This window comes from Gilliamella sp. B3783, assembly GCF_026536125.1.
In the GTDB taxonomy this organism is placed as follows: domain Bacteria; phylum Pseudomonadota; class Gammaproteobacteria; order Enterobacterales; family Orbaceae; genus Gilliamella.
The window spans coordinates 109,900-125,840 of record NZ_JAFNOU010000003.1; the positions used below are offsets into that span (position 1 = coordinate 109,900).

Annotated in this window: 12 protein-coding genes; 5 read left to right on the top strand and 7 right to left on the bottom strand. The window is 28.3% G+C overall.

The genetic code is table 11. The annotated features are described in order from the left end of the window. Window positions 1-249 precede the first annotated feature (249 nt). Entirely contained in the window at window positions 250-1,629 is a 1,380-nt protein-coding gene (locus J3U59_RS04145) for a hypothetical protein (protein ID WP_267333175.1), read from the top strand. A 154-nt stretch (window positions 1,630-1,783) separates the two neighbouring features. On the opposite strand, the gene msbA (J3U59_RS04150) is transcribed toward J3U59_RS04145, so the two are convergent. Both msbA (J3U59_RS04150) and msbA (J3U59_RS04155) read right to left on the bottom strand, forming a co-directional pair. Next, complete coding sequence (gene msbA, locus J3U59_RS04150; protein WP_267333174.1) at window positions 1,784-3,556, bottom strand: lipid A export permease/ATP-binding protein MsbA; 1,773 nt, start codon at window positions 3,554-3,556, stop codon at window positions 1,784-1,786. A 10-nt stretch (window positions 3,557-3,566) separates the two neighbouring features. Then, window positions 3,567-5,306, bottom strand: coding sequence for a lipid A export permease/ATP-binding protein MsbA (msbA, locus tag J3U59_RS04155; RefSeq protein ID WP_267333173.1), 1,740 nt, complete (start codon window positions 5,304-5,306; stop codon window positions 3,567-3,569). Window positions 5,307-5,521: 215 nt separating this feature from the next. On the opposite strand from msbA (J3U59_RS04155), the gene J3U59_RS04160 reads away from it, so the two are divergent. Beyond that, on the top strand, window positions 5,522-6,544 hold the full coding sequence (locus J3U59_RS04160; protein ID WP_267333172.1) for a glycosyltransferase: 1,023 nt from the start codon (window positions 5,522-5,524) through the stop codon (window positions 6,542-6,544). An 11-nt stretch (window positions 6,545-6,555) separates the two neighbouring features. Here J3U59_RS04160 and J3U59_RS04165 read toward each other — a convergent pair whose 3' ends face one another. From J3U59_RS04165 to rfbB, 5 genes are read right to left on the bottom strand one after another with little or no spacing between them, the layout of a single operon-like run. Beyond that, a complete protein-coding gene (locus J3U59_RS04165) occupies window positions 6,556-7,560 on the bottom strand; it encodes a hypothetical protein (RefSeq protein WP_267333171.1) in 1,005 nt (334 codons plus the stop codon). A 16-nt stretch (window positions 7,561-7,576) separates the two neighbouring features. After that, a complete protein-coding gene (gene rfbD, locus J3U59_RS04170; protein WP_267333170.1) occupies window positions 7,577-8,440 on the bottom strand; it encodes a dTDP-4-dehydrorhamnose reductase in 864 nt (287 codons plus the stop codon). Window positions 8,441-8,449: 9 nt separating this feature from the next. Further along, a complete protein-coding gene (rfbC, locus tag J3U59_RS04175) occupies window positions 8,450-8,980 on the bottom strand; it encodes a dTDP-4-dehydrorhamnose 3,5-epimerase (RefSeq protein WP_267333169.1) in 531 nt (176 codons plus the stop codon). Window positions 8,981-8,991: 11 nt separating this feature from the next. Further along, entirely contained in the window at window positions 8,992-9,852 is an 861-nt protein-coding gene (rfbA, locus tag J3U59_RS04180; RefSeq protein ID WP_267333168.1) for a glucose-1-phosphate thymidylyltransferase RfbA, read from the bottom strand. 11 nt (window positions 9,853-9,863) lie between these two features. After that, window positions 9,864-10,928, bottom strand: coding sequence for a dTDP-glucose 4,6-dehydratase (rfbB, locus tag J3U59_RS04185; RefSeq protein ID WP_267333167.1), 1,065 nt, complete (start codon window positions 10,926-10,928; stop codon window positions 9,864-9,866). 189 nt (window positions 10,929-11,117) lie between these two features. Between rfbB and J3U59_RS04190 the strand changes: the two genes are divergently transcribed. From J3U59_RS04190 to J3U59_RS04200, 3 genes are all read left to right on the top strand, one after another. Further along, window positions 11,118-13,406 carry a glycosyltransferase gene (locus J3U59_RS04190; RefSeq protein ID WP_267333166.1) on the top strand — a complete coding sequence of 763 codons (2,289 nt, stop codon included), beginning with the start codon at window positions 11,118-11,120 and terminating at the stop codon, window positions 13,404-13,406. Window positions 13,407-13,596: 190 nt separating this feature from the next. After that, window positions 13,597-14,781 carry a glycosyltransferase family 9 protein gene (locus tag J3U59_RS04195; RefSeq protein ID WP_267333165.1) on the top strand — a complete coding sequence of 395 codons (1,185 nt, stop codon included), beginning with the start codon at window positions 13,597-13,599 and terminating at the stop codon, window positions 14,779-14,781. Between the two features lie 258 nt (window positions 14,782-15,039). Further along, a complete protein-coding gene (locus J3U59_RS04200; RefSeq protein ID WP_267333164.1) occupies window positions 15,040-15,807 on the top strand; it encodes a glycosyltransferase family 9 protein in 768 nt (255 codons plus the stop codon). Window positions 15,808-15,941: the final 134 nt, after the last annotated feature.

The following is a 15,941-nucleotide window of genomic DNA, read 5'->3' on the forward strand; positions in this document are numbered from 1 at the left end:
TGTTTTTTATAGTAAGGTCTCAACTATACCAACATATTGAAATATAATCATTGATGAAATAATTTTTGAAATTACCTAATTAAGTTCTTTTTATGTATTATTATATATAATGAATAAAATACTATTAATAATTGCATTCTCTGTGATCGGCTTTTTATTTTGTGTTTCTAACATGATACAATTTGTATTGTATTATCACATTTGGAGTATGTTTTCTATATGTCAAGCGTATTAATATGTACTAACCATATGGCAAATTTTGGCGGTTCAGAAATCGTTGCGTTAGAAGTTGCTGAGTGTTTTAAAAAAAATAACTATATCGTTGATATTGTTTCAAACTATATAGGTAATCCGGTTCTCGAAACAGTAAAAGAAGCCGGTATTAATTTATTAACTACTGATGAATTACCTGATCCTTTTAATTATGATATTGTTTGGTCTCAACATCAGGTTCTTCCAATTCTTGTCAATGAGTATATAAATAATTTTAATACTAATACTTATTTTATTTTTACTCATTTATCTCCTTATGAATACATGGAAAGCCTTGGTCTATATGCAGAAGGACTATTTGCAGATAAGATATTTGCTAATAGCATAGAAACGTTCAATCAATTATGTCATTTAGGTTTACCTAGAGATATTAGTGAGATCTTATTTAATGCAGCCCCATCTGAATTTTTTAAAGATAAATTCAAAGCTCAATTTACTCTACAAAAAATATTACTTGTCAGTAATCATCCACCTCAAGAAATTTTAGATGCAATGGAAATATTAAAAAATGAATATGAAATAGATGTAATTCATATTGGTGCTAGAGGTGATATTAAACGTGTAACACCAGAGCTAATTCAAAATGTTGATGCTGTTGTTACAATTGGAAAAACAGTACAATATGCAATTGCTGGAGCAACACCTGTCTATTGTTATGATCATTTTGGTGGAATCGGGTGGCTTTCTATAGATAATTATAGTAAAGCCGAAACGTTTAATTATTCTGGACGGTGCTGTAGAAGGGTAATTTCAGCACAAGAAATTGTTAATGAAATTATTTCTGGTTTTTCTAAGGCAGAAAAAGATGTGCATAACATTAAGAACCAAACTTCAAAAAAGTATTGTTTAGATTTTTATATAAATAATATTATAAAAGCATCAAAACAAGAGCGTATATTCAAGCCTCTTAGTTCAGAAGATAAACAAAAGATAATGTGTGAGTCACAAATAGTTAAATCAATTAAACAGTATTATAATGGATATAATAATTTATTGAGCGAACATAAAGACTTTCAAGCCAGATTTAATGATTTATCTATTAAAATTAATAATCTAATTGAACATAATAATTATCTCATATCTGAAAATAATATAACTTCATCAAAATACAATGAATTATTATTTAACAATAACACTTTGACAGAACTGAATGCTGATTTAGTTTCAGAAAAAATAAAACTTTTAGAAAACTATAATCTTTTATTATTAAATAAAGACCAACTTCTTAATGATTTTAATCAATTATCTTTTTCATATGATAAGTTACAAAACAAATATTTAAAGTATAAAAATACTTTTGTTAAGAGATTGGCAAGAAAGATAAAAAGTTTATATAACAAAAAAGTGGATTTTTAGCTCCAATCGTTAAGTAAACATGTCTTTCAATATATTTGCCAAAAAATACTGTATTTTACCAGTAGATTGTTTATGGTTTTGCCGGTTAGGGGGATGTGAAAATAATTACCATGTTTTTTTAGCTCACTCAGTTTGTTATCAAAAAATCATTTTTTTAATGAGATATTTTTCCATAATATAATGATGCATATACTTTGTTTTCTTTGAGTAATGTTTTATGATTACCTTGTTCAATAATTTTTCCGTCTTCAATAACTAAAATTTTATCTGCTTTTTCGATAGTAGTTAAACGGTGAGCAATAACGAGGGAAGTCCTGCCTTTTTGAATATCTTCCAAAGCTTTTTGTATTAATTTTTCTGATTCTGTGTCCAATGCAGACGTCGCTTCATCTAGTATAAGAATTGGTGTATCTCTTAATAAGGCTCTAGCTATTGCTATTCGTTGTCGTTGTCCACCAGATAATAGTATCCCATTTTCACCGACTATTGTTTCGAATCCTTTTTCAAGATTAATTATGAAATCATATGCACTAGCTTTTTTGGCCGCTTCTTCTATTTGTTTCTGAGAGTAGTTTTCAATATTCCCATAAGCTATATTGCTAGCTATAGTATCGTTGAACAAATGTACGTTTTGAGATACTAAGCCTATTTGATTACGTAAGCAGTGTAAAGTAAAATCTTTAATATTATGATTGTCAATTAATATTTCACCTTGTGTTATATCATAAAATCGTGGAATTAAATTACTTATAGTTGTTTTCCCTGAACCGGAGCGCCCCACTAATGCTATTGTTTCTCCTGCTTTTACCGAAAAACAAATATCACATAAAGCGGCTTTTTGTTTAGTCTCATATGTAAAACTAACGTGCTTGAATTCGATGTCACCTTTTACTCTATCAATATTAATATTGCCATTATTTACTTCAATTGGTTGTTTAAAAATAGCGAATAGAGTTTGGCAAGCAGCCATACCTTTTTGAAAATCAGCATTGACACTAGTCAAACTTTTTATAGGCTGCATTAGAGCTACAAGTGATGAGAAAACCACAGTAAATTGTCCGGGAGTTATATTCAAACCGGGATTACTTGCCATCAATAAAACGAATGCAATAGCAAATGAGATAACTAGTTGAATAATAGGGGTAGATAAAGCAGATACGGATACAAGTCTCATAGTATCTCTTCTGAATTTATTATTAACTTTATCAAAATTTTTTGATTCTTCATCTTGTGCGCTAAAAAGAATAATTTCACGATATCCTTTCAACATTTGTTCCACGGACATTGTAACATTACCCATAGAATTCTGTATGTTTTTTGATAGTTTGCGAAATTTTATTGATACAAATGTAATTAAACCAATAACTATTGGAGTAACAATAATAAGTGATAGTGATAACTGCCAGCTGTTATAGAACATTGTATAAAATAAACCGCATATTAATGCTGATTCGCGCACAATTGTTATTAAAGCATCTGACGATGATGACGCAATTTGCTCTGTGTCATAAGTAATTCGAGATAACAATCTTCCTGTAGAATTTTGATCATAATAACTAACGGGTGCATCAACAAAATGGTTGAAAAGTTGTTGTCTAATGTTTAAAACAATTTTAGTTGAAACTATAGACAGAAAGAAAGAGTAGCTATAGTTTGTAGCGCCGCGTAATAAAACTAAACCAAAAATATAAAATGGAGCCATTAATAAAAAATGTTGATCATTTTCAACAAATCCTCTATCTAGTAATGGTTGTAATAATGCAATAAGTGATGTATCCGCAAAAGCACTAATTATAAGTAGTATGATAGATAAAAAAAGAATAAATTTATGTTTAGCTATATATGGTAATAACTGGGAAAAAGTACTCCAAGTTGATGAATCTTGATCAATGTTATTGCTATCTGATTGAATGTTTTTTTTCTTCATAATTATATGGTTATTGAGAGTTAAATTGAAGTTGATACATATGGGCGTATATCCCTTTTTGGGCTAATAAGATTTGGTGCGTTCCTTGTTCCACTATTTTACCATTATCAATTACTAAAATACGATCTGCATGTTCAATTGTTGATAAGCGATGTGCAATAATGATTGATGTACGATTTTTCTGCAAATGTTCAATTGCTTCTTGAACAAGACGTTCGGATTCATTATCTAAAGCTGATGTTGCTTCATCAAAAATTAAAATTGGATTATTGCGAAGCAAAACCCTAGCTATTGCAATGCGTTGCCGCTGTCCTCCAGATAATAGAATACCATTATCTCCTACTTCTGTATCTAAACCTTTTTCTAGTTTCTCAATAAACTCCATTGCATTTGATAATTTTGCCGCATTAATAATATCTTCTCTGCTATATTGATTTTTTGCTCCATAAGCTATATTGTCAGCGATACTCGTATTAAATAAATGAACTTGTTGAGAGACATACCCAATTTGTCTACGTAATGAATCTAGTGTGTAATTTTTTATGTTTATAGAGTCAATCAATATTTCACCTGTGTTAATATCATAAAATCGAGGTAATAAATTCGCAATTGTTGATTTTCCAGCACCTGAACGCCCCACTAAAGCAATTTTTTCTCCTTTTTTTATTTTAAAACAGATATCAACTAATGATGGTGTAGTTATTGTTGGATAACTAAAAGTTACGTGGCGAAATTCGATATAACCTTCAATTTGCTTGGCTTCAATTTTTCCTTGATCTTCTTCTATTGGAGTACTTAATAATTTAAATAATGATTCACATGCAACGGCACCTTTTTGCAATTCAAGATGAACACTAGTTAATTCTCTTAATGGCCTCATTACTGCAACCATTGCTGAAAAAACAACTGTAAATGAACCTGGCGTAATATCTAACGTTTGTGTAGCTACAAGATATAAAATGAAGCCTAATGCTAGTGTGGCAATAAGTTGTATAATAGGAGTAGATAATCCAGAGACTAATACTATTTTTAAAATACCTTTTCTGAACAGGGTATTAATTGCATAAAAATTATTTTTTTCATAATTTTGAGCATTTAAAATTAAGATTTCTTTATGACCTTTTAACATTTCATCTGTAGCTGTTGTAATGCTACCAACACCTTTTTGCATTGAAACAAGTGCATATCGAAATTTTTTTGCTATATATTGTGCTACAAAAATCACAAAAGGTACTATGACAATTAATACTAAAGCAAGTTTCCAGTTACCATAAAACATCACTACACATAATCCAATAGCATAAGTTATTTCTCGTACTAAGATAATTAGGGCGTCAGATGAAGCTTTTGATAATAATTGTGTATTAAACGTAATTACGGTAACTAGTTCACCAATAGCATTTTTAGAATGAAAACTTATAGGAGTTTTAATTAAATGATCAAAAATTAATTGTCTAAATTTAGCTACTACTTTCCCTGAAAGCCATGAAAGACAATATGTTGAAGTGTAATTGGATATTCCACGCAGTGCAATTAGACCAATAATAGCAACAGCAATAACAATTAATAATTCATAATTTTTATCCATTAAACCATTATCTAAAAGAGGTTTTGTTAACGATATCATTGTTGCATCAGTTGCAGCATTTAATAAAAGAGCAATAACTGCAAAAATCAATGCTTTTTTATATGGGCTTATAAATGGCCATAATTGCTTAATGGTATTTAATGAATTATATTTAGTTGACATGATAAAATTACTTAATTAGTTGTATAGAGCATTATACTATATTAGTAACAGATATGAAAAAATATTGTATTTTTGTTTTTATAGAAAGAATATTTTTATATAATAAATAAATATTAGTTAATTTTGATTGATTAATTATCTATTAATTGAATTTTTTTATAAAAAAATCAATATTAATTTGTTTTTACCATTGATAAAACTATGGAAAATTGACAATGTATTTTAATGAAAATACCATCATAAAAGAAAAAATTATTATAGGTAGTTTAAATCACATCAAAGAAGATAATTTGAATATTGCATATGGTATTGACAATAATTTTACCTTAGGGTGTGTTATTTCTATTACTTCTATTTTGCTAGCGAATTCAGCATCTTCATTTTCATTTCATATTTTTACTAATCACTTGGATGATAAGTTTCAAAAAAAATTGAAGGAACTTGTAACCACATACAATACTAATGTAACTATTTATTTAGTAGATGATAGTACCTTAATCAACCTTCCAACAACCAAAAATTGGACAATAGCAACTTATTTCAGATTTATTATAGCAGATTTTTTCTATGCTAAAATTGACAAGATTTTGTATCTTGATGCTGATATTATATGCAAAGGTTCTTTACATGATTTGTTTCATTTGAATTTAGAATCAATTATTGCTTATGTTGTTGCTGAAAAGGATTCTATTTGGTGGACTAAATGCGCTCAAAGACTCAATCAAAATAAGCTAGTATCAGGTTATTTCAATGCAGGATTTTTATTTATAAACTTAAATAATTGGCAAGAATACAATATTAATGATAAAGCATTATTATTATTAAATGATACTGAAATATCAAAAAAACTAACTCACTTAGACCAAGATGTGTTAAATCTTTTATTGCTAGAAAAAGTTAGTTATTTAGATAGAAAATATAATCAACAAGTAAATATTAATTATGAACTAAAATATCATTTAAATGCGGCACAATATAACCCTATCACTGAGGATACTATATTCATTCACTATATTGGACCAACGAAACCATGGCATAAATGGGCTAAAAATTACAATTGTTCATCCTACTTTCTAAATGTAAAAGCCCACTCTCCATGGGATAAGGAACCATTATTATCAGCTAGTTCTTCTACACAAATGAGGTATTGTGCTAAGCATGAGTTCCACCAAAAAAAGATAATTGCAGGGATAATCTGTTATTTGAAGTATTATTTTAAAAAATTGAAAATACATTGAGTAGATGCAAATTATATATTACTTATGAAAGTATTTTTAATTGTTTCTAACATCGCATCAGAACTATATTTATATAAATTGTTTATTGGTACTGGCTTAAAATCAGACTTTAGGAAATTATTGAGATTTTCATTATCATCTAAGATAAAAACTTGATCCTTTGAATAAAAATCATAATTTTTTATAGATTTATTATTTGTTATTAGTTTTTTATTAAGTAAAATAGCTTCAATAGCACGTAAAGTTATTCCCGTTTGTCCTTTTTGAGTAATTTCCAAAATGATATCTGAATGTTTTGCTTTTTCAATATTCTCAAAATAGCTAATTTTATGACAGATGTTATAGTATTGTAAATTTTGACTGAGATTAGGCTTTTCTTCACAATTATAGTTAATTAAATTAAAATCAGTAAAGCAATTATTTTTGTTGAGCAGGGGAGCTATTGAATCAATAATTTTAGCTCTATTATCCCAATATTCACCAATAAAATAACAAATCTTTTTATTATGTTTATTAGCACTTATCGAATCTCTTAATCTCTTCATCTCCGCAAATGAAAAAGGCAAAAATTGATTTAAATATACAAAATTATATTTTTTACAATCATCAAAATCAAAGCTATAAATTCTATCAAAATAAGGAATTATCTTTTCTATGTAATCTTCATTTCGAAGCATCCATTTTTTTTTAACTTTCATTGCATTGTTCAGCACATCTATAGTATCACGAATTATTAGAACTCGATGACATTGGACCGTTTTTACTAAATCAATAAAACCACAAATACTAAAACCATTACAAACTAAAATATCTTCATTTTTTAATTTCCTTAATTTTATATATTTGCTCAGTTTAATAAACCATTTTCGAGGGATATGCCTTTTATATAATGTTAAATTTATGTCTCTAAAATGTTTCATTAATTTATTGTTGAGGACAACATCAGTGTTTTGTTGCCATGTATTGATCATATATTTTTCATATTCAGCATTCCATTCAGCAAAAAAAATAGTCATAAATTAGCTCAAACTTTTAATTAAGGTCAATTTTTGAAATGCAAAAATCTAATTGTTTCTTCCAATTAGAAGCTGTTAAATTGTATTCTTTTAATTTTTTCATATCTAATACCGAATATAGAGGTCTTTTTGCTTTAGTAGGAAAAGATTCAGTATTAGTAGGGTAAATTCTTGGAATACGATTTATTTTTCCTAACTTAAAGGCAGATTTAAAAATTTGGTTCGCAAATAAATACCACGAAGTAGAATTGTTTCCACAATAATGATAAATTCCACCATTAATATTTTCGGTCAGTACAGTAATTATCATTTTAGCAATATCACCTGCATAGGTAGGATTACCAATTTGATCCTCAACAATTGATAATTCTTCTTTTTTACCAGAAAGTTGTAACATTGTCTTAACAAAGTTTTTTCCATATTCACTAAAGACCCATGATGTTCTGATTACTATAGAGGAACTATCATATTGCAATACTATAGACTCTCCATCGCGTTTTGTTCTACCATATACATTAATAGGGTTTGTAGAATCTGTTTCTAAATAAGGTGATTTTTTTGTGCCATCAAAAACATAATCAGTTGAAATATGGATAAGTTTAGCATTATATTTTTTGGCTGATATGGCTAGATTTTTTGGTCCTAACACATTGATTTTATTAGCTAATTCATAATCATCTTCTGCGTTATCCACTGCAGTATATGCTGCTGCATTCACTATTGCATCAGGATTATTTTTAAAAATAAAAGCATCTACAGCTAAACTATCTGTAATATTTAATTGTTCTTTGTCAGTTGAAATTAATTGCCAATCAACTGGAAAAATGTCTCTAAAACAATGACCTAATTGACCATTAGCGCCAGTTAACAATACTTTCATAAATTTTTATTATAACTCCGTCAACATTTTACCTAACTTGTCTTTATTTGATAATATTGGGTTTGATATTGGCCATTCAATATTAATTGTTGGGTCATTCCACAATAAGCATTCTTCGGATTTCGGGTCATAATAGTTTGTACATTTATATTCGAAATCTGCGATATCGGATAAAACAACAAAACCATGAGCTAGACCTGGTGGAATCCATAATTGTTTTTTATTTTCTTCAGATAATATTGTTCCAAACCACTTACCATATGTTATTGATTCTTTTCGAATATCTACAGCGACATCATAAACTTCACCTCTAACTACTCTGACTAATTTTCCTTGAGGATTTTTATTTTGAAAATGAAGTCCTCGTAGTACTCCTTTTTGAGATCGTGAGTGATTATCTTGTACAAATACTAATTCTTCACCTAATCTTTCTTGGTAACGCTTTTGCTCGAATGTCTCTAAGAAAAAACCTCTTTCATCACCAAATATTTTCGGTTTAATAATTTTTACATCAGAAATACTTGTGTCAATCACTTCCATTTTTTTACCTACTATATTAGTTTATCTAAATATTTTCCATAAGATGTTTTATTTAAATTAGCTGCTTCATTCTTTAACTCATCCGTACTTAACCAACCCTTACGATAAGCAATCTCTTCTAAACAAGCTACTTTTAGTCCTTGCCTTTTCTCTATGATTTGCACAAATGATGATGCTTCAAGTAAACTGTCGTAGGTGCCTGTATCTAACCACGCAAAACCTCTTCCCAAGATCTCAACATTTAAAAGTCCTTCGTTTAAATACATTTGGTTGAGTGTCGTTATTTCTAATTCACCTCTTTCTGATGGCTTAACTTTTCTTGCCATATCAACAACATTTTCATCATAAAAATAAAGTCCAGTAACAGCCCAATTTGATTTTGGTTTTAACGGTTTTTCTTCAATAGATAATACTTTGAAGTTTTCATCAAAATCTACAACACCAAATCGCTCAGGATCTACTACTTGATAACCAAAAACTGTTGCTCCTTGTTTCTTACATATTGCTTTTTCTAATTTTTTACCAAAACTTTCACCAAAAAACAAGTTATCACCTAAAATCAATGCGCAGCGCTTTCGCTTAATAAAAGATTCACCTATTAAAAAAGCTTGAGCTAAACCTTCTGGTTTTGGTTGTTCCGCGTAACTTAGTTTAATCCCAAATCGTGAACCATTTCCTAACAATCTTTGAAAACTTGGTAAATCTTCGGGGGTTGTAATAATTAATATATCTTTGATACCCGCTAACATAAGTGTAGATAGCGGATAATAAATCATTGGTTTGTCATATATGGGTAATAATTGTTTTGATATCCCTCGTGTTATTGGATACAAACGAGTTCCAGAACCACCAGCAAGTATTATACCTTTCATAATTAATTCCTTTAAGCTATTAAACCTTGGCGAGTTCTTATATAAGAACCATTTTTAATATTTTGGCACCACTGAGAATTATCAAGATACCAGTTTACAGTTTTTCTCATACCGCTTTCAAAAGTTTCAATAGGTTTCCATCCTAAATCTTTATATATTTTTGATGCATCAATAGCATAACGTTGATCATGTCCTGGTCTATCAGGAACGTAAGAAATAAGATCTTTATAAGATTTAACACCTTTAGGTTTATTGGGGGCTAATTCCTCAAGCAATTTACAAATAATATTTATTACGTCAATATTTTTTTTCTCATTATGCCCGCCAATATTATATGTTTCGCCAATTTTTGCTTGAGTCGCTACAAGGTATAGAGCTCTAGCATGATCCTCTACATAAAGCCAGTCTCTTATTTGTGTACCATTTCCATAAACAGGCAAAAGTTTTCCTTCAAGAGCATTTAGTATCATGAGTGGAATTAATTTTTCAGGGAAATGATAAGGACCATAATTATTAGAACAATTTGTTATAACAACGGGAAGACCAAAGGTTCTGTACCATGCTCGCACTAAATGATCGCTAGAGGCTTTAGATGCAGAATAGGGGCTACTTGGTGAATAGGGCGTATTTTCAGTAAATAAACCGTCCGTTCCCTGTAAATCTCCATATACTTCATCGGTTGAAATATGATGAAAACGAAAGTGTTGTTTTTTAATTTTATCTAGATTTTTCCAATAGTTTAAAGATGCTTCTAGAATAGTATAAGTACCAATTATATTCGTTTTAATGAATGAATCTGGGTTATCAATTGAACGATCAACATGGCTTTCTGCTGCTAAATGCATAATTATGTTAGGTTCAAAATTATTTATAGTTTTTTCAACGTAATTCCTGTCACATATATCTATTTGTTGAAAATGAAAACGAGGATTATCAAAAACCATATTTAATGATTCTAAATTACCAGCATAAGTTAATTTATCAATGACAAGTATTTCATTTTGGGTTTCTTTTATTATATGGCGTACAACTGCAGAACCAATAAAACCAGCACCACCTGTGATTAGTATTTTCATGTTTATTCCAAGATGTATTTTATATAAAATCAATAGACTGAGTAATATACATTAGTAAGAAAATTTAAATTTTAATTATTGCATATTACCATATCTTAACATAGATTTATTTTTATTTTAACAATGTAAATTTTAGGTTATATTAGGTTATAATAGATAAGTAAAAAAGCAAAAATGGTATTAAAGGAAATGATTAAACGAATACAATCTCCAAAAGCGATCAGAGTGAAGTTCTTAGGTATTACAATATATAAAAGGATGTTCTATCCCAACAAACAGACTTTTTTGAAAAAAGTACTAGTTATAAAAAGAAATGAGACACATAAAACTATTTCTTTATTTGGTGTTAGAATTTCCTCTAAAAGATTACCTATTAAAAAAAATATTATTTCATTAGTTAATGAAAATAAGATTCCAAGTGAGCAGGATGTTGTCGAATCATTTCATTCTCTTTGGTTTACACCCGTAGCACCACTAGAACAAGATTGGGATCAAGTTGATTCTGCGATTTTTACATCAACAACTCGTTGTGTAGTGATACTTCCTGTCTATAAAGGATTTGATGAAACTCTATGTTCTATTTATCAAGCATTAAAAAGTAGAGGATGTGATCAATATAGCTTGTTAGTTATTAATGATTCGGGACCCGATGAAAAATTAAATAAAAAGCTTGAAGAGTTATCTGAAAAAGGTTTGTTTGATTATCATTTTAATAAAAAAAACTTAGGTTTTGTTAAAACAATAAATTTCGCAATTGCTAATTTGTCCCATAATTTAGATGTAATACTTCTCAATTCAGATGCTTTTGTTTTTGACGGATGGTTTGATCGTATGATTCAATACGCAGATCAGGATGAGTCAATTGCAACAATTACTCCAATGTCTAATAATGCAACTATATGCAGTTATCCTTTTACATGTCAAGATAATAAAGAAAATCTTGAAATCTTACCTAATGAGTTAGATAAGTTAGCATCTAACATAAATAAGGGAGTATATATAGAGGTACCAACTGGTGTCGGTTTTTGTTTTTATATGAGACGTACTGCAATTGAAAAGATTGGTGCGCTAGATGATATTCAATTTAAAGTTGGATATGGGGAAGAAAATGATTTTTGTATGAGAGCTATACATGCGGGATTCAAAAATATTGTTATTGGAGATGTATTTGTTTTTCATGTTGGTTCTGTATCTTTTTCAGCAATCAAAGCCGAAAATATGAAGAAAGGAGAAAATGCATTAAAATTAAAACATCCTAATTATCTTAATCTGATTCATCACTTTTTAAATGTTGATCCAATGTCTATTTTGAGACGTAATTTAGATATTGCTAGGATAAAAAATAAAATAGGAAATCGAAAATGTATCGTTATTTTATCTCATGCATGGGATGGCGGTATTAATACTTATCTAGAACAAGTAATAAAACACTATTCTAGTGAAGATATTTGTTGTATTTTATTAAAAGTTCATGATAAAAACCGTTATTCTATTTATGCTAACGAATATGGTCAGTTTATTCTTCCAAATATTAAAAATTTGTCATTGGCTTGTGATTTGAGTTTTTTAAAGTTGTTTTTTAAGACTCTCCAGCCTGATTTAGTTCATATAAATAGTTTTGCTGGTCTTGATTGGTATCATCATCAGAAATTATTGTCGTTTTTTTCACAATCGGGCTTAAAATATAAATTTATTATTCACGATTATGCTTGTATGTCACATGATTATAAGTTACTTAGTCCTGAATATTTGTATGAAGGAATTCCTTCTCTAGATAAAAGAAATCTCTGGGCTAACGTGAACAAAATATCAAATGATTATGTTATGAATCTTACAGATGCTTGTGAGCGAAAAAAAGTTTATACTCAATTTTTTAATAGCTGTTGTAAGATTGAAGCACCTTCATATCGTACGAGGGATATAATTTTAACAGATTTCCCTAATTTAGATATTGATGTTGTTCCTCATTTAAATACTATTGGGGATATTTTACCTGCAGAAAGGAAAAAAGATAAAGGTATGATAAAAATAGCTTCTATTGGAGCTCTTAGTGTTGAAAAAGGGTCTCAAATATTGTCAACGTTAGCAATTGATGCTAAAAATAGAAATTTAAATTTATCTTATTATTTAGTTGGATTTTCAAATTCTGGTGATCAACATGTAATGAAAACTAATGGTGTGACGGTTACAGGTAAATATGAAAATGATAATGAGTGTATAAATAAGTTAAGGGAAATTTCTCCAGATTTAATTTTGTTACCAAGTATATGGGAAGAGACTTTTTCTTACACTTTATCAATAGCTTTATCATTAAAAATACCGACAATAATTTTTGATATTGGAGCACAAACAGAACGAACTAAAGATATTAGTTGGGTATTAAAATTAGATCCTTTATTAATGAACAATCCAAGAGCAATTTCTGATTTTATTTCTGGTTTAGATATTAATTATTTGTGGAAACAATCAAGAAAATAAATTTAGATTTGTTATATTCAATTGAACTGATATTATTCAGTTCAATTAAAAATAATATATTGATATTTTATTTCCTTTGAAATATTTTTTAATCTGAGTTTTCTTGTTTTTATATTCAAAATGCTTATGTGCCAAACTCTGTTAAGATGAATTTATAAACTAAAATTTTTTATTATAGGTTATATTAGGAATGATAAAAAAATTACTAGTATGTGCAAAATTTCTAAATAGACAGCGCAACTTATTGATTAAACCTATAAAATCGCACATTAAGTTAGCGTTGTTGGATCGAAAAAAAAAGGTAAGGACTGCTTTAAATCCACAACAATACCATTCTGTTGCAATTTTAATGAATGATCAAGGGATTGGTGATGCAATTGTCAGTTCTTACTTAATTAAATCTTTGCGTGAAAAAGGTCTAAAAACATACGTAGTTGTAGAAAAAAGGATCAAGTTTTTATTTGATCAATTTATTACCGTGGATGGTATTTTATTATATGATAAAAAGAAAGGGATCAAGCAGTTTAAAAAACAATTAACCAACCTAAAGATTGATGTTGTCATTGATCTTGTTGATAGAGGTCATAATAGCGTAAGGCGTTCTCAAGTTATTTTAGCTATTAATCCTTCTCATACTATCGGCTTTAATCAAGATAAATATAAACTTTATGATACTTCAATTTTTTATGATCAATATACTTCTCATATTTCCATGCGAAGTAAAAAAGTTTTACAATTATTCAATATAGAAGATAATTTAATTAAGTATTATATAAATATACCTACTGAATGTGCTATTTCTGCAAAAAATTTTATTTTGCCTTATATTTCTGCAAATAAAAATATTATTATTTTCAATCCGTATGGTTCAAATACAGCAAGAAGCTTTTCAGATACACAAATTGATTCTATTTTATCTTGTTTATCTCAATATGATAATTGTGTAACAGTAGTAGTTGGAGAGCCTAATAAAATAAAACATATTGATACTCCCCCAAATATTATTATTAATCCGTTAACCTCTTTTTTTGAAACTGTAGCTTTGATTGAGTTTGCAACATTAGTCATCACTGTTGATACTTCAATTGTACATGTTGCATCGATATATAATAAAAAAATGCTTTGTATATATAACAATCGAATAATTGATAATAAATTTGTTAATAACTTTGTATGGGGACCTAATTACTCCAATGCTTTGCAGATATTCACAGCAGATAATCTTGGTACAGGGCTGGGTGATCCTATAGCAAATCTTGATCCAAGCGTTGTTATTGAGAAATTAAAAGAAGAATTAGATAAATTAGCGTTAAATAAAGCTTTAAATAGTAGGACTGATTTTGAAAAATTTAAAACAAAAATTTCGGCAGATTAATTGGAAGCGTAATTTTATCTAAAAAAAATTAAAATATTTTATTAAGTTAAAATTTTTCTCTTTTTCAATTTTTTTATTTATCAAAAGAAAAAATGAACCTAATCTTCAGTTTGTTAAAAAAGTACTTGTGATGAGAAATGATTGTATCAGGGATATGATTGTCACAACACCATTTATTCGCTCATTATCAAAAGCTGGTTACGAAGTTTTTGTATCTTCAAAAAAAACAGTTTAGAGATTGTAAATAATAATCCTTATATGTCTCAAATTTTTTTATATAATGATAAGAGCTTTCTTGAGTTACTAAGATCGATTAAACTTGTTAGAAAACACCAATTTGATTTGGCTATTGATGTTAGGTTTCATAGAAAGTTGGACTTAAAAAATTTGTTATACTGTTGTTTTATAAGAACATCTAATCTGCTTAGTTACAATAAAAGTAATATAAAATCATTTAATATTTCTTTACCTTACTATGAATCAAAAGCTCATGTAACCAATCAATTAAAGTATTATCTTAGTTACCTGAACATAAATTTTGATTCATTTGATTATGATGTATTTATCGATTCTCAAAAGAAAAAAAGGGTTGATAGTTTTATCAATGAGTATGTTAAACCAAAAAGTAAATTTGTTGTGATCAATCCTTATGGTGGATCGTCTTATCGTTGTTTATCTGAGAGTCAAATTACTAAATTATGTTATTTATTTGTTAATAATTATCCTGAATATAAAATTATAATAATTGGCCAAGATGAACGTTTAAAAAAATTCTCTATGAAAGAAGCGGTTAAGTTTCAATCACCTTCTATCACGGATGTAATTGCTTTAATAAAAAACGCGGATTTAGTCATCAGCGTTGATACGTCTATTGTACATTTAGCTTCGGCTTTTTCGACTAAATGTATTTCAATTTATATGGAACCTTTGCCAACCAATTTAGAAAATTTGAAATCTTTTTATAGTAGGCAATTCAGGGACTATAAATACTTGCAACAAGATTTATTTTTAGATAAAAATATATAAAAAAACATCACCAAAATCTTGAGTTTCAAATAAATAAAGATATATGGTCTCCAAATAATAAAAACAGTAAACAAATAGTTTTCTATATTAACAGTATCGATAAAATTTAGTCTGACAAATTAATAACTACTATA